General features: G+C 47.5%; 16 protein-coding genes. 10 read left to right on the forward strand and 6 right to left on the reverse strand.

The genetic code is table 11. From position 1 onward, the window contains the following. Together ACWJJS_RS02325 and ACWJJS_RS02330 are read right to left on the reverse strand one after the other, a co-directional pair. Window positions 1-1,197, reverse strand: a complete 1,197-nt coding sequence (locus ACWJJS_RS02325) for an MFS transporter (RefSeq protein WP_024085905.1) — start codon at window positions 1,195-1,197, stop codon at window positions 1-3. A 24-nt stretch (window positions 1,198-1,221) separates the two neighbouring features. Further along, window positions 1,222-1,635: a MarR family winged helix-turn-helix transcriptional regulator gene (locus tag ACWJJS_RS02330; RefSeq protein ID WP_007407562.1), complete on the reverse strand. Its 414-nt coding sequence runs from the start codon at window positions 1,633-1,635 to the stop codon at window positions 1,222-1,224. 331 nt (window positions 1,636-1,966) lie between these two features. Between ACWJJS_RS02330 and spoIIID the strand changes: the two genes are divergently transcribed. The 4 genes from spoIIID to ACWJJS_RS02350 all read left to right on the forward strand — a co-directional run bounded on the left by spoIIID (window position 1,967) and on the right by ACWJJS_RS02350 (window position 5,232). Then, entirely contained in the window at window positions 1,967-2,248 is a 282-nt protein-coding gene (spoIIID, locus tag ACWJJS_RS02335) for a sporulation transcriptional regulator SpoIIID (protein WP_003151236.1), read from the forward strand. A gap of 179 nt (window positions 2,249-2,427) precedes the next feature. Beyond that, a complete protein-coding gene (mbl, locus tag ACWJJS_RS02340) occupies window positions 2,428-3,429 on the forward strand; it encodes a cell shape-determining protein Mbl (RefSeq protein ID WP_003151237.1) in 1,002 nt (333 codons plus the stop codon). A 159-nt stretch (window positions 3,430-3,588) separates the two neighbouring features. After that, window positions 3,589-4,386 (forward strand): flagellar hook-basal body protein, encoded by a 798-nt coding sequence (locus tag ACWJJS_RS02345; RefSeq protein WP_007614310.1) that lies wholly within the window; start codon window positions 3,589-3,591, stop codon window positions 4,384-4,386. Between the two features lie 24 nt (window positions 4,387-4,410). Continuing rightward, on the forward strand, window positions 4,411-5,232 hold the full coding sequence (locus ACWJJS_RS02350; RefSeq protein WP_102422883.1) for a flagellar hook-basal body protein: 822 nt from the start codon (window positions 4,411-4,413) through the stop codon (window positions 5,230-5,232). Window positions 5,233-5,249: 17 nt separating this feature from the next. Here the strand turns inward: ACWJJS_RS02350 and ACWJJS_RS02355 are convergent, their stop codons facing one another. Then, the gene (locus ACWJJS_RS02355) at window positions 5,250-6,314 is read right to left on the reverse strand and encodes a response regulator aspartate phosphatase (RefSeq protein WP_060673909.1); all 1,065 of its coding nucleotides are present in this window, start codon (window positions 6,312-6,314) and stop codon (window positions 5,250-5,252) included. 195 nt (window positions 6,315-6,509) lie between these two features. Here ACWJJS_RS02355 and fabZ point away from each other — a divergent pair, with 195 nt between their 5' ends. Continuing rightward, window positions 6,510-6,935: a 3-hydroxyacyl-ACP dehydratase FabZ gene (gene fabZ, locus ACWJJS_RS02360; protein ID WP_003151242.1), complete on the forward strand. Its 426-nt coding sequence runs from the start codon at window positions 6,510-6,512 to the stop codon at window positions 6,933-6,935. A gap of 56 nt (window positions 6,936-6,991) precedes the next feature. Then, window positions 6,992-7,387, forward strand: coding sequence for a large conductance mechanosensitive channel protein MscL (mscL, locus tag ACWJJS_RS02365; RefSeq protein WP_015418395.1), 396 nt, complete (start codon window positions 6,992-6,994; stop codon window positions 7,385-7,387). Window positions 7,388-7,432: 45 nt separating this feature from the next. On the opposite strand, the gene ACWJJS_RS02370 is transcribed toward mscL, so the two are convergent. Next, a complete protein-coding gene (locus tag ACWJJS_RS02370) occupies window positions 7,433-7,843 on the reverse strand; it encodes a YwpF-like family protein (protein WP_003151245.1) in 411 nt (136 codons plus the stop codon). A gap of 172 nt (window positions 7,844-8,015) precedes the next feature. On the opposite strand from ACWJJS_RS02370, the gene ACWJJS_RS02375 reads away from it, so the two are divergent. The 4 genes from ACWJJS_RS02375 to ACWJJS_RS02390 all read left to right on the forward strand — a co-directional run bounded on the left by ACWJJS_RS02375 (window position 8,016) and on the right by ACWJJS_RS02390 (window position 10,654). Beyond that, window positions 8,016-8,369 (forward strand): hypothetical protein, encoded by a 354-nt coding sequence (locus ACWJJS_RS02375; protein ID WP_003151247.1) that lies wholly within the window; start codon window positions 8,016-8,018, stop codon window positions 8,367-8,369. 97 nt (window positions 8,370-8,466) lie between these two features. Then, window positions 8,467-8,808, forward strand: coding sequence for a single-stranded DNA-binding protein (locus ACWJJS_RS02380; RefSeq protein ID WP_003151249.1), 342 nt, complete (start codon window positions 8,467-8,469; stop codon window positions 8,806-8,808). A 209-nt stretch (window positions 8,809-9,017) separates the two neighbouring features. After that, the gene (locus ACWJJS_RS02385) at window positions 9,018-9,800 is read left to right on the forward strand and encodes a DeoR/GlpR family DNA-binding transcription regulator (RefSeq protein ID WP_102422821.1); all 783 of its coding nucleotides are present in this window, start codon (window positions 9,018-9,020) and stop codon (window positions 9,798-9,800) included. Further along, window positions 9,797-10,654: a Cof-type HAD-IIB family hydrolase gene (locus tag ACWJJS_RS02390; RefSeq protein ID WP_454023280.1), complete on the forward strand. Its 858-nt coding sequence runs from the start codon at window positions 9,797-9,799 to the stop codon at window positions 10,652-10,654. The genes ACWJJS_RS02385 and ACWJJS_RS02390 overlap by 4 nt, the downstream gene beginning before the upstream one ends. Window positions 10,655-10,767: 113 nt before the next feature. Here the strand turns inward: ACWJJS_RS02390 and ACWJJS_RS02395 are convergent, their stop codons facing one another. Both ACWJJS_RS02395 and ACWJJS_RS02400 read right to left on the reverse strand, forming a co-directional pair. Beyond that, window positions 10,768-13,542: a DEAD/DEAH box helicase gene (locus tag ACWJJS_RS02395; RefSeq protein WP_167860495.1), complete on the reverse strand. Its 2,775-nt coding sequence runs from the start codon at window positions 13,540-13,542 to the stop codon at window positions 10,768-10,770. Next, the gene (locus ACWJJS_RS02400; protein WP_003151257.1) at window positions 13,529-15,139 is read right to left on the reverse strand and encodes an SWIM zinc finger family protein; all 1,611 of its coding nucleotides are present in this window, start codon (window positions 15,137-15,139) and stop codon (window positions 13,529-13,531) included. The genes ACWJJS_RS02395 and ACWJJS_RS02400 overlap by 14 nt, the downstream gene beginning before the upstream one ends. Between the last annotated feature and the right edge of the window lie 16 nt (window positions 15,140-15,155).

Here is a 15,155-nt window from a genome sequence, read left to right on the forward strand (position 1 = left end):
TCAGTCTGCGATTGAAACGTTTCCGTCCGCTTCAAGCGGCGTTCTTTTTTTCTGGCTCCAGCCATACAGGAGCAAAGCAATCAGGACGAACAGCCCCGCTGCCAGATAAATCGAATGGAATCCGGCCGAAGCGACGAAGAGGCCGAATACATATGACCCGCCGGCAATCCCGCTGTCAAAGAAAGTGAAGAAGGTAGCCGTCGCAAAGCCTGAACGGTGTCCGGGCGAATTCTGAATCGCCAGCGTCTGCATACACGGTACGATAGAGCCGTATCCGAGACCGATTACGGCACCGGATAAGAGAAGCATGAGGGCGCTGTTTGTCATCGCCAGCATGCAAAGCCCCGCGGAGAACACGATAATCGACGGATAGATGACGATTCCCGGCCCCACTCTGTCAAACAGCTTTCCTGTGAAAGGACGGGCGGCCATCATCGTCACGGCGAAACAGACGAAGAAATAGCCGCTGACATCCAACAGGTGGATCGTCTTTGCATAAACGGATAAATATGAAGTCACACTTGAATAACAGAAAGAAATGGACAACCCGACAATCGCGATTTTAAGCGCGCCTTTTTCAAACATGTCGGAGAAAGAAAAACGGAAGACAGTCGTTCCGCTGTTGTTTTGATCCGGCACACGAATCATAAAAGCAATCAGCAAGCCTAAAGAAACAAATACAGCAAAAAGCGTAAAGAAAACCGGGAACGATATGACTTTCACAAGGCTCAGTCCGAGAAACGGACCGATCGCCATGGCAAGGTTCATAGACATCGCGAAATAACCGAGCCCCTCGCCGCGCCGCTTGGCGGGAATAAGGTCAGCGGCAATTGCGCCCGTGACCGTCGTTAAAATGCTGAACCAGATGCCTTGGAAAAAACGCAGTCCGAGCAGCAGATAGAAATTGTGTATCGGCAAATACAGATAAGAAGACAGGGCGAACAGCGCCAGAGATACAATCGTCATTCTTTTCTTGCCGAACCGTTCAATAATCGCCCCTGAAAAAGGACGGGTGATAATAGCAGATAACAGGAACAGGCTGATCAAAAGCCCTCCTTGCGATTCACTGCCGCCAAGCTCCTGAATCATATAGATAGGCAGCACGGCCAAAAATGTATAAAAGAACACAAAGACAAATAAATTCACGAGTACGACCATAATAAAATCTTTGGTCCAGATCGAGTCAGATTTACTCAAAAGTACAGCACTTCCCTTTCTTTATTATTTCGTTAAAAACACATTCAGAAACTCAGAAAAAGCTTCCTTATCTCCATCTTGGAAATCCGCAAGCATGTCTTCCTCGAACTTCAGCATCTCTTGATTGATGCTGTCGTATTTCAATTCAGCTTCCTTCGTTAGGACGACGAGCTTTTCCCGCTTGTCTTCTCCCTGTTCCCGCTGAATCCAGCCGTTTTCTTCAAGGCGTTTGATCGTTCTGGTAACGGTCGGCGCCTCTACGTTCAGATAGGACCAGATTTCTTTTTGGGTCATCGGCCCGATCGTTTTTAAGCAATATAGGATTGACCATTGAGAGGAGTACAGGCCGAATGGTTCCAGCCGTTCATTGGCTTTCTTCGTAATCAGGCGGGCGCATTGATTGATTTGATGAATGAGGCGTCTGTTGACGTGGATCATTTCCGTTCTCCTTTTCAAAAAACTTACCTAAGTAACTAATTGTGCTGTTTCATTCTACAGCAGGATCGCGCGGATGTAAACCCCCCGTTCAAAAAGCAGAAAATTATGACCCGCCCCTTGTCCTTATTGAGTTTTTAGCATATTCCCAATTCATTGCTAATACACTGTTACAAACCTATCAAAGAGAGTGTTTGAGGTGAGGGATCGTGGGCATATTTCTAAAACCTTCTTATATAATCGGACAACGAAGAAGCTGCATCATCAGTGAATCTGTTACAGAATACGGATCTCATTTCACACTTCTCACATCCAACTGGGGAGGTCGAGTGGTGTGCACGATTACATCAAAGAGCGAACAATCAAGATTGGTAAGTATATCGTGGAGACGAAAAAAACCGTTCGTGTCATTGCGAAAGAGTTTGGTGTTTCCAAAAGTACCGTACACAAAGATCTGACAGAACGCCTGCCTGAAATCAATCCTGACTTGGCGAATGAAGTAAAAGAAATACTCGATTATCATAAATCCATCAGACATTTAAGGGGGGGCGAGGCGACGAAATTAAAGTACAAGAAGGATGAAATTCTTGAAGGGGAGCCCGTTCAGCAGCCGTAGCGCCTGACGTCTGCCGGGCCCTTTTTTCTCCTCCGGGCGGTTTCGCGAATATCCGCAAAATTTTGTCAAGAACTTATATCGTTCAGCAGCTTTTTTTTGATAAATTATGATAATATATATAATTAGGGCACAATGTGGATATTTTACTGTGAAACAGATATCAAGGAGGATATAAATAGATGTTTGCAAGGGATATTGGAATTGACCTCGGTACTGCAAATGTACTGATCCATGTAAAAGGAAAAGGAATTGTTCTGAATGAGCCTTCCGTTGTGGCACTTGATAAAAACAGCGGCAAAGTGCTGGCTGTCGGTGAAGAAGCCAGACGAATGGTTGGACGTACACCTGGGAATATTGTTGCGATCCGTCCGCTGAAAGACGGCGTAATCGCAGACTTCGAAGTAACTGAAGCCATGCTGAAACATTTCATTAATAAGCTGAATGTAAAAGGACTTTTCTCAAAACCGCGCATGCTGATCTGCTGCCCGACGAATATTACGTCCGTTGAGCAAAAAGCGATTAAAGAAGCAGCTGAAAAAAGCGGCGGAAAGCATGTGTACCTTGAAGAAGAACCGAAAGTTGCCGCTATCGGCGCGGGTATGGAAATCTTCCAGCCGAGCGGTAACATGGTTGTTGACATCGGAGGCGGTACGACAGATATCGCAGTTATTTCTATGGGCGATATTGTCACCTCCTCTTCTATTAAGATGGCTGGGGACAAGTTTGACATGGAAATCTTAAATTATATCAAACGCGAGTATAAGCTGCTGATCGGTGAACGTACCGCTGAAGATATTAAGGTGAAGGTCGCAACGGTTTTCCCAGACGCACGTCATGAAGAAATCACCATCCGCGGCCGTGACATGGTTTCAGGTCTGCCGAGAACGATTACAGTAAACAGCAAAGAAGTGGAAGAAGCCCTTCGTGAATCAGTTGCCGTCATTGTGCAGGCCGCCAAGCAGGTTCTTGAAAGAACACCGCCTGAATTGTCCGCTGACATCATCGACCGCGGCGTTATCATTACCGGCGGGGGAGCGCTGTTAAACGGGCTTGATCAGCTTCTTGCCGAAGAGCTGAGGGTGCCGGTTCTTGTCGCTGAGAACCCGATGGATTGTGTTGCGGTCGGAACCGGCGTCATGCTGGATAACATGGACAAGCTTCCAAAACGCAAACTGAGCTGATGATAAAACCTCATTCTGAAAAAGAATGGGGTTTTTTTCTGTCAAACCCTTCACGAACGGGAATGTAAATCCGATAATAAGAAAAAATGCTGATTTTCATTATAGAACAAATGTTCCGGTGAGGCAACTGGAAATAATGCTATTTCAGAGGTGGAAGACTTGTTAAAAGGATTATATACCGCAACGTCCGCAATGATTACACAGCAGAGAAGAACGGAAATGCTGTCAAATAACATCGCAAACGCGAATACGTCAGGATACAAAGAGGATCAAGGTTCAATCCGCGCCTTTCCCGAGATGCTTCTGAGCCGAATAGAAGGCGACAAAAAAACGAAAATCGGTTCCGTCAACACAGGCGTATACATGCAGGAGCTGAAACCGTTGTTTACGCAGGGAAGCCTGAAAACGACCGATCAGCCGACCGATATCGCGCTTATGGAGAATCAGGTTCCCAAGAATGCCGAAACGAATGAAAACGCCGAGCTGTTTTATCCCGTGCAGACCGCGGGCGGCGTCCGCTATTCAAAAAGCAGCACTTTCTCATTAAATGAAAACAATCAGCTTACGATAAACGGAAACCTTGTTTTATCAACAAACGGACAGCCGATTACAGTCGACAATGAAAAATTCACCGTATCAGAAAACGGAACGGTCACGACAAACGGCCGGCCGGCGGGGCAGATTGACATCAGAATGGAAGAAGACGTGCGCAATCTGAAACGGGACGGCAATGACCTATACAGCACGGCCGACGGCTCTGAACTGCCGAGCGCGGCGGCGAATCCCCAGGTCTCGTATTCATTAAAGCAAGGCGTCTCGGAGCTTTCGAACGTGGACGTGACGAGCACGTATACAGAAATGACGGAAGCATACAGATCATTTGAAGCCAATCAGAAAGTCATTCAGGCTTACGATAAAAGCATGGATAAAGCTGCAAATGAAATCGGCAAAGTGTAACAAAATGGGGGACGTTCAATTATGATGCTCAGATCAATGCTGACGGCTTCAACAGCCTTAAATCAGCTTCAGCAGCAGATGGATACAGTCAGCAGCAACCTTTCAAACAGTGATACGACAGGCTATAAAGCGAGGGACTCCCGCTTTTCCGAGCTGATCAGACAGCAGTATGACCATATAGATGACAAAAAGGAAAATTCGCCGAACATGCGGAAAACGCCGCCCGGCCTGCGTCTCGGCGCCGGAACGGTCATGACTCCGCAGCTGGACTCAGGGCAGGGAAGCATCAAAAAAACCGACCGTGACCTTGATATCGCGTTCACCTCACCTTATCAATATCTTCAGGCAGAAGCGGACGGACGGCGGATGTATACAAGGGACGGCTCACTTTCCCTCAAGCCGGCCGGCGGAAATGACCGGCTGCTTCAGCTGATGACAGCGGGAGGCAATCCCATTCTCGATGAGAACGGCCAACCCATACAAATTGACAGTTCGCTGAATCAGCTGAAAATCAGCAAAACCGGAACGCTGACTGCTTCAGACCCGGCAGGAACCCGTTCGCAGACGTTTAATCTCGGCATCGTCAATGTCAATAATCCTCAGGCCCTTCATGCGGAAGGGGATAATCTGTTTTCCGTAAACGGTGCGGGGGCTTCAGCGATTGAAGAGCTTACCGGCGCAAACCGGCAGGCAATCGGCATGGAGCAGGGCGCGCTTGAAGGTTCAAATGTCGATATGTCAAAAGAAATGACCGACCTAATCGTGTCTCAGCGTTCCTATCAGCTGAACAGCCGCACGATTACATTGGGAGACCAAATGCTGGGCTTAATCAACTCAGTCAGATAAAAGAAGGGGCGTTTTGATCAGCCGCGCATGATAAAAAATGCGGCTTTCTCAAAATCGCCCTTTTTTTTGTAGTAATCAGTAATATCCTGAAGCAGCACTTCCAAATCCACCCACGCTTCAATTTTCTGCAGCTCCAGCACGAGCTTCTGCAATCGGTCGTACGGGTCCTCCTGAGCGGTGTACAGTATGTTGAGTGCGGTCAGCTTCAATTTCATAATCTTGTTCTGCACTTTTTCAGATATGTATAAACCTTTCTGCAGCACGGTTTGTCCTTCGGCGGCATATCCGGTTTTAAAAAGTGCTCTGACCGCTTCGTATACACAATGCAGGTAGGAAACGGGAGACTCTTTCTCGAAACGCTGATTGCCCAATACCTTTTTGTAAAAAGGGAGGGCCTCTTTATCTTTTTTCTGGGCGGTCTTTAAAAAACCAAAATTATAATAGGCGTGGCACAGCAGGTTATTGTCATTGATCCGGTCCGTTATCTTTATGGATTCATTAAAGAGCTGTTCTGCGTCTTCATAGCGTGCCTCGTCTATGTAATTCACGGCGAGAAGCAGCCGGCAGCTGAGTGTTTTTTTGATGTAGCCGAATTCACCTTGATAGATTTCCAGCGCTTTGTTGACATATTGAATGGAGAGCGCAGGCGACTTCATCATGTAATATGCACCCGCTGTTTTATAATAAAATTCAGCGGCTTCGAAACGGTCCTGAATGGCCGGCAGGTACTGTTCAGCTTCTTTAAAGCGGCAGACAGCACGGTTCGGAGCGCCATTCACCATATGGAATAACCCTTTGAAAAAATAGAAATAATAAGTTAATTCATGATCCATCTCATCTTTGCGCCGCTTCAGCTCGCAGAACAATTTAGTCAGACCGTCTTTTTTCTCAAACAGCAGCTGAAACCGTGCGAAAAACAGCTGATATCTGAGATTTAGCTTTGCATTCTTTTGTAATTTGGGGAGATGCTGATTGATTTGTTCGTGAAGGGAACGGGCTAGATCGAATTGGCGTTTTCCCATGGCGTCATACCACTCATTCAGCATCACCAGCGTGCGTTTTTCAGTAAACTTAGCAATCATCTTCCAACCTCTTTGCATAGGGTAAAAATCTTTATTTATCATAACACATTAATGGACGAGGCTCATTGCCAGCTGGTTACAGTTTACAGCGCGGTTGAAAAAGAAATTGATTCATAATATACTTCCAAATGTACAGATTGGTTACCACTTATACCTTCTATACATACTATTGTCGATGAAGGAGATGTCAAGAGAATGCTTGATACTCAGCAAATTAAAGAAATTATTCCCCATCGCTATCCGTTTCTTCTGGTAGACAGAATTACGGAAGTCGAAGAAGGAAAACGGGCGGCGGGATATAAAAATGTGACGGCGAATGAAGATTTTTTTAACGGCCATTTTCCTGAATACCCTGTTATGCCGGGCGTATTAATCGTAGAGGCTTTGGCGCAGGTCGGAGCTGTGGCGATGCTGATTAAAGAAGAAAACCGGGGCAGACTCGCGTTTTTTGCGGGGATTGATAACTGCCGTTTCAAAAAGCAGGTAAAACCGGGTGACAAGCTGGAGCTTGAAGTGGACATTACACGTGCACGCGGTACGATCGGACGCGGAAAAGGCGTTGCCAAAGTTGACGGCGAGCTCGTGTGTGAAGCTGAATTAACCTTTGCGCTCGGAGAATAAAAACAAACAGATGGGCTTATAAAAAAGCCCATTTTGTATAGAAAGGGGTGAATGTAATGTGGTCAGAATTTAAAAGCTTTGCGATGCGGGGCAATATCATGGATCTGGCAATCGGTGTCGTCATCGGCGGCGCTTTCGGCAAAATTGTGACGTCGCTCGTTGAAGACATCATCATGCCGCTTGTCGGCCTGCTTCTTGGCGGTCTTGATTTTTCAGGGCTGGCGGTGACATTCGGCGATGCCCATATCAAGTACGGAAGCTTCATTCAAACGATTGTGAACTTCTTCATTATTTCATTTTCTATCTTTATCGTGATCCGCACAATAGGCAAGCTGAGACGTAAAAAAGAAGCAGAAGAAGAGGCTGAAGAAGCAGAAGACACAGATCAGCAGACAGAACTGCTGACTGAAATCAGAGATCTGCTGAAACAGCGGGCTCCTCACAATGACTAGGGCACAAAAAAAGGCTGGATGATTAACGTCCGGCCTTTTTTATGATTATAATTTTTGTTTAAACGCTTCAATCAGCCGGCTGCCCGAGTAGCCTTCTTTTACGAGCGACTCCAGAATGCTTTCTGATCCGGGGTGGTTTCTTGACACCATTTGACCGTAAATTAAAACTTGTATACTCTTTTCCAGCTCCACGATATTTTTGATGCTTCCCGTCAGCTGGGCGGGGCGGTTGCTTTTTTTCGTAATCGTTACAAACACCTTCGCTTCTTTCTGGCTTTTCATCAGCATGTCAAAAAAAGAAAAGTGTTCGGCCGGGACCAGTGCTTCAATTAACCAGTGATTTTCTCCGTCCTCTTTGTTGATAATCAATCCGTCTAAAAGGGGAAACTGTTCAATCGGCTGATCGTCTTTATCTAAACGTTCCACATTCAGATCAACCAGTTTAAAGGTTTTCATCTCTTATTTTCACCCCTGTTGTCCATGTTTTTCGTTCATTTATTATAACACATATCATTTTTCCCGGGAAAATGCTGTAAGACATGCTTCATCATTTTTGTAGGCGGTCAACATTTAATCATTTCTATTTTTTCATTATAATGTAAAAGAATATGGTCATGGAGAGATGCTTATGAATCAATTGCGCCTGAAGGAAATCTATATAGAAGACGGTTCAAGGCGAAAAGACGATCATTCCTACTTGGTATGCAAAAAGGAAGATTGTGAGGTGCATCTTAACAGAAGGGGAAATGTCGTCTTTTTATATGAAACAAAAGACCGCATGGAACAGTATAAAATTCAGCTTTCACTGACTGATAAAAAGCTGAGTTTTTACTGGTTCGCATGGGACGGCGGAAAGTTTGTCCGCATGTTTGAGAAAGACTGGCTCAAAACGAAACTTTTCTCGCGGCTGCTCAAAAATACATATTACATAAGCGGTCAAAAACAAAAGTTTTTTTTATCAGAAAGAAAAACAAAAACATAAAAGCAGCCTAAACGGATAACGGCTTTTTCCGCTTTTTGCTTTCATGAGCCCTTGTACTACAATGAAGCCAGCCTCGAAAAAGAGAGGAGGATACGGCTTGTTTAACCACGTTATGCTTGTCGGCCGGCTGACGAAAGATCCGGAGCTCCGTTTTACATCAGCGGGCATTCCCGTCGCGCATATTACGTTGGCGGTAAACCGCAATTTTAAAAGCGCGTCGGGTGAAACCGGAACCGACTTCGTCAACTGCACCATCTGGAGAAAAAACGCTGAAAACACGGCATTGTACTGCCAAAAAGGGTCAATGGTCGGTGTAAGCGGCAGAATCCAGACGAGAAGCTATGAAAAGACAGACGGCGTAAAAGTTTATGTGACCGAGGTCATGGCTGATACCGTTCGGTTTATGGATCAAAAACGGAAAGAGCCGCTGGCTGAATAGCATGCTTTTTTCCTCGATTTCCCGCCTTTCAGCGGGCCCCGCAATACCTCCTTCCCACTCGCCAGTCGAAAGACTGGTTTTTTTGTGCGGGAGCTGAAAAATGGTTAAAAAGAAGTGATTTTGCTTATAAATACTTAAAAACATTGAATATATTGGGATAAAAACTTATAATTACTTACAGATAAGTGACGAAAAAAGGGAATGAGGACGTGTATCAAGAAGAAAGACTGATTGCGATAATGGAATATTTGAAACAGCACCGGCGGATCACCGCTGAACAGATATGTTCGCTGCTTCATATTTCAAGAGATACCGCAAGAAGGGACCTTGTAAAGCTGAAAGAGCGAGGGGCCATTATCAGAACACGGGGCGGCGCGATTCTGCCGTCGGTGAATCAGGAAGTTCCGGGCTATTCGGGCCGGCTGAAAACCGTTTCTGAAGAGAAAAACAAAATCGGCAAGCTGGCCGCATCCCTGATCCATAAAGGAGACCGGATCATCCTGGACACCTCGACAACCGTTCAGGCCTGCGCGGAGCATATAAATGTCACCGGCTGCACTGTTATTACAAATTCGATCAATCAGGCCGATATCCTTTCCGCAAAAGAGGGAATTGATATTCACCTGCTCGGCGGAAAGCTCCAGAAGGAACACCGGTTTTTATACGGGGCTTCCGTCGTAGAAAAACTGGGGGATTATCACGCTGATAAGGTGCTGATCGGCGTTGTCGGCATCTCGGAAAACGGCCTGACGATTCCGCATGAAGAAGACGGCATGGTAAAGCGTAAAATGATCCGACAGGCTGAACAGGTGATTGCGCTGAGCGATCACTCCAAGCTTGGCCGTACGAGTTTTTATCAGTATGCAGACCTGCACGAGGTTGACCTGCTGATTACCGATCGGCTGCCTGATCAGGATTTTTGCGATCTGCTCGACCGGCACGGCGTAGAATTGCTTGTAACTGAATCTGAAGAAGAGGATGAGGACATGTGAAACTGATTGCCATAGATCTGGACGGCACACTGCTGAACAGCAGTCATCAAGTAAGCGATGAAAACAAGCGGGCTTTAAGGGAAGCCCGGCAAGCGGGAATTGAAATCGTGGTTTCCACTGGACGCGCGCATTTTGATGTGCACTCCATATTCGAACCGCTCGGCATAAAAACTTGGATTATCAGCGCAAACGGAGCCGCCATTCATGCTCCTGACGGCAGCCTGTACCACTGTGAAGCGATTGAAGAATCAAGAGCCCGCGGCATTTTGTCATGGCTTGAAGAGAATCAATATTATTATGAGGTGTTTACAAACAAAGCCATCTATACGCCTGAAACCGGCAGGCAGCTGCTCGATATCGAAATGGACCGGGTGAAAAGCGCCAATCCGGAAACCGATCTTTCTGTTTTGGAACAGGCGGCTTCAGTGCAATACAGCCAGTCCGGCTTTGCTTACATTCATTCATACCGTGAGCTCTTTGAGAAAGAAGAGCATCTGGATTTTTATAATATTCTCGGATTTTCGTTTGATGAGCGGAAGCTGAAAGCGAGCTGGGACCGATTCAGCGGTCAGAAAGATCTCACCCTTGTCAGCTCTGCCGATCACAACTTCGAACTGGCGTCTCGAAACGCCTCTAAAGGGCAGGCGCTCAAACGGCTGGCGCAAAAGCTCGGCATTCCGATGGCTGAAACCGCCGCGGTCGGTGACAGCTTAAATGACTATTCAATGCTTCAGGCGGCTGGAAAAGGCATAGCGATGGGGAATGCGAGAGAAGATATTAAAGAGATCGCTGATGCCGTTACATTGACAAATGATCAAAACGGCGTTGCGTATATGATCAGGAATTTACTGTGAAAGGTATGGCGATACTGTTCATGACTGGCGTGACGCATTCATGGCAAATGCGGCGTAACAGTAAGGACGACATAAAAGACCGGCTCTTCCCGAGAGAGCCGGTCTTTTTGCGTTTAATGTGATTGCGCCGATGCGCTGAGGGTGAATAATTCTTCAAGCTCATCGGATGACAGCTCGGTAATCCAATTTTCACTTTGGATAATCTGATCGTTCAGCGTTTGTTTCGTTTCGAGCATGGCATCAATTTTTTCTTCAATCGTTCCCGTCGTAATGAGTTTGTGAACGTGGACGAACCGTTCCTGGCCGATTCGGTAGGCGCGGTCGGTCGCCTGGTTTTCCACCGCCGGATTCCACCACCTGTCATAGTGAATGACATGATTGGCAGCCGTCAGATTCAGGCCGGTTCCGCCCGCTTTCAGTGACAAAATCAGCGTCGGGTATTCTTTCTTCTGGAACCGTTCGACGAGAGAATCGCGTTCCTGCTTGGACAGGCTGCCGTTTAAAAACTGAACCGGTTCTCCGAATGTTTTTTCCAGGAGGCGCTTCATCATGTTGCCCATCTGAATGTACTGGGTGAAAATGAGGCAGCTTTCCCCTTGTCCGCGGATCGCCGCCATTAAGTCAAGCAGCTTTTCCAGTTTGACGGATCTCCCGTTTAACAGCTCTGTCTGTTCTTCCTTCAAATAGAGCGCAGGATGGTCGCATATTTGCTTCAAGCGGCCGAGCATGCTCAGAATCAGCGCTTTCCGCTGCATCCCGGTCAGAGAAGCCATATGTTCAAATGTATCTTTGACAAGCTGTTCATAAAGGGATGCCTGTTCGGCTGAGAGCGGGATAAACTCTTTTTGTTCCAGCTTGTCAGGAAGATTAAGCGCCACTTCTTCATCCCGTTTTGTCCGGCGCAGTAAAAACGGCCGGATTAACTGCTGAAGCTGGTTGATTCTTTTTTCGTCACGGTCTTTTTCAATCGGCAGCACATAGCGTTTATGAAAGCCGGTCAGACTGCCGAGATAGCCTTTGTTCATAAAATCAAAGATCGACCAAAGCTCTGTCAGGCGGTTTTCCATCGGTGTTCCGCTCAGCGCAATATGATGGACGCCTTTCAGCTTTCTGATTGCGCGGGACTGCTTCGTATGCGCGTTTTTAATATTTTGCGCTTCATCAAGGCAGATGGTGCTCCATGTCACGGAAGAAAGCTCTTCCTGATCGGCGTGCGAGAGGCCGTAAGAAGTAAGAACGACATCCGCGTCCTGATAGGCCGGGACAAATGCTTCGCCCTTCGGCCTGCGGGGGCCGTAATGAAGCACGGCCTTCAGCTGCGGCGCGAAGGTCTGGAGCTCACGCTGCCAGTTGCCGAGCACCGATGTCGGCGCAATGATTAAGGCAGGCGCTTTTTGCCGGCCGCTTTCCTTCACATGGAGAAAATAAGCGATCATCTGAATCGTCTTTCCAAGTCCCATGTCATCTGCGAGACAGGCGCCGAAGCCGTTTTCCCGTAAAAACAGAAGCCAGTTCATGCCGTACATCTGATAAGGGCGGAGCTGGCCCTGAAACGCGGCGCTGACTTCATGCTTCGGCAGATCCCCGGCATCCGTCAGTTTGCGGATCAGGCTTCTGAGATGCTTTGATAATTCGATCTTGATCCCGGCAAATGCCGATGAGTCAATGATGTCCGTGTCCTCGGCTCCGTTTTCCCCGTGATCCATCAGTTCGCGCGCCAGCACGTCGGACATGTGGAGGCCCTCAGATTCCGCTTTTTCCATCAGTATTTTCATCTGTTTAATAAATTGCGGATCAATTTTCACCCATTGACCGCGGATGTTGACGAGACGTCTGTTGTTTGCGACAAGCTCATTGAATTCATCCTCTGTCAGCTCAATTCCGTTTGTGGCGAATCTCCAGTTGAAATCAAGCAGAGCGTTCATGCCGACGAAGGACTCGCCCCGCGGGGAGGATGACACTTTCGCCTTGAGCATCATATTGCTGTCCCGGACAATCTGCCACCATGATGGGAGAAGAATCTCCACACCCATATCGACAAGCGTCTCACTCGCTTCCGATAAGAAGATCCAAGCCTCTTCTTCAGAGATCAGCGTCGTTCCTGAATCAAACGAAAGCCAGGGAACCGTTCTGCGGAAGCGGTCCTGTTCGCGCGCGATTTTTCCGCTGTATGCCTGCCACGCTTTTTTCAGACCCTTCAATCCGTCGAAAAAGGTGATGGAGCCGGTTTTTTTCTCACGTAAAAACATCTCGATTTTCCAGTCGTCACCGTCGAAATCAGGCTCGTTTAATCGGAGCCCGACGGTAAACGGCGTCAGATCGTCATGCCAGCCGATTCCCTCGAGAAAATCATCTTCATCCAAAAAGGAGCCTTTAAACGTATGAACGGCCGGCGAACGGGTTTCGATCCGCCTCCATTTTTCCAGCAGGTCATCATTGTACTGAATGTAGTCCTGTACCGCGGCTGAGAACCAGTCTGCTGTAAAGCCTTCAAGCAAAAGCTCGCGGTCTTTGAAGCGCAGGACACCATTTTGCCATGCGTCATAATCCGGAAGAAAATCGCCGTCGGCAATAAATTCGTATATCGTCGAAGCCGCTTCGATTAACGGTTCCGTTTCCTTTGTCAGCTGCACGGTGCTGAATGAATTGAACGAGTTTTTTCCAAGCAGCTCGACGGTCATCCACGGGCTGAGCAGAACGGCCGGAGTGCCGATGAAGCTGACGTCTTCAAGAAACGTTCCGTAAAAGGTGGACTCATGCCATTGGAACAAATGAGTCTTCATCTGACTGAGAGTAAGCGGCTGCTCCTTCTCATCATGGCTTGACAGCGTAAATGTCCAATCTTCCATTTGTTCTACATGAATGAAAATTTCCTTAAGACTCGCCATCAATCAACTTTCCTTTCTGCAATTCTTCTTGAAGGGCGCGCAGCCTCTTGTAGCTTGCGCTCAGCCGGCTGATATAACGCTCCCATACCTGCTGTTTTTTTGCCTTTTTATAAAGCGTCCGCAGTTTTTTCAGGTGGCGCGCAGCCTCTTTATAGGCGCTGCGGTTTTTTTGGTCGATAAAAAAGGCCGCCGCCCGGTGATAGGAGGGGATGAGCGCTTCCGGATCACTGGCGGCAATTTCCTTCAGGATGTCCTTTTCAATTTCCCAGACGGAAAAACCGACGAGGCTGTGAATCTCCACCCATTCCGCGTACCGCCGTTTTTCGTACAGGTACTGGCTGTATTCGGTAAAGGTATAGGGAAGGCAGCCGGAAGCAAACCGTTCAAACAGCTGATCATCCCGTGAGTGCCGCGCATAATCCGCCAACAGCGCAAACAGCTCTCCGATGATGTCGCGCATTTCTTTAAACGGCTTATCAAGCTTCGTATAGTTCACGGCAAGCGGTTCGATCCGGCCATACCATGTTTTCAGCCGTTTCCAGTCTTTTTTCGCGGTGAGTTCACCGAGCCATTGAAAAGTGTACGGCAGCGCTTCAGGAGGGAAGCGGGACATATCTTCAAAGACCGCTTCATCATCTTTTTGCAAAAAGGCCAGATGAAGCCGTCCGAACCGCACTTCCGGCGAAAAACGGCGCCCGCTTTCCTGTTCGAGAATCTCCTGTTCACGCGCGACCCATTTCGGCCGGTTCAAAAGCGCGCTCCACATTTCACCGAATACCCGGAGGCGTTCGTATTGAAAAAGCTCTTCTTTCACAAGCAGTCTGCGGAGCACCGGAGGCGTCCGGTCTAAAAAAGGATCGAGTGAAAAAGACAAGGCGTACGTTTTCAGTCTGTCAATGGAGGAATAAATCGTATCCATCAGCTGTTCCACGTATGGATTAATGCTGTAATAATCTTTTTCGGCATCCAATCTGCCTGACTCAATCAAAGTGAACATGTGAAGCCAGACGGCAAGCGCCGAATGAATCTGATATAAGCTTTTAAGCTCGGGTTTTTTCGGGGCGTGTTTTTTGAGCGCTGACAGATAGCCGTAATAAAGGCCCTGCATCGTCTGGCTTCCGGCCGGCGTCCGCGCCTCCCACAGCGAGAATTCCGAATCAAAAAAAGCGAGCCAGCTTGACAGCGACTCTTCATTCGGCAGCACTTTTTCCTGAAACTGCCGGCGGACAAGCTCCCTGCTTTCCTCAAGCTTTTCTCTTTCCAGCCAATGTTCGGTAAAGGTACCGACCCGCTCGAATTGGGCATATACGTAAAGAAAAACGGCGAGCACGTGGCGGCAGATCGCCTCAGACGGGCATGCGCAGCCGCTTTTCACCATGAAAAATAAGTTCAGCGTGACCCTTACAGGCACAACATCCTGCACATATGCGGAAATCTCTGTCGGGGTTTGAACCTGTATACGATAGACGGAATCCTGCCGATATAAAATGAGTGCTTTCTTCATCAGCTGAACATTGTCTTCATTGTAAGGAAGAAGTTCTTTAAGCTGTTCAGCCGCTGCGAGCACATCTTCTTTAGCAATCATATCCTGAAGCATGATTATCGCTCCTAAC

It is taken from the genome of Bacillus sp. JK106, assembly GCF_053663355.1.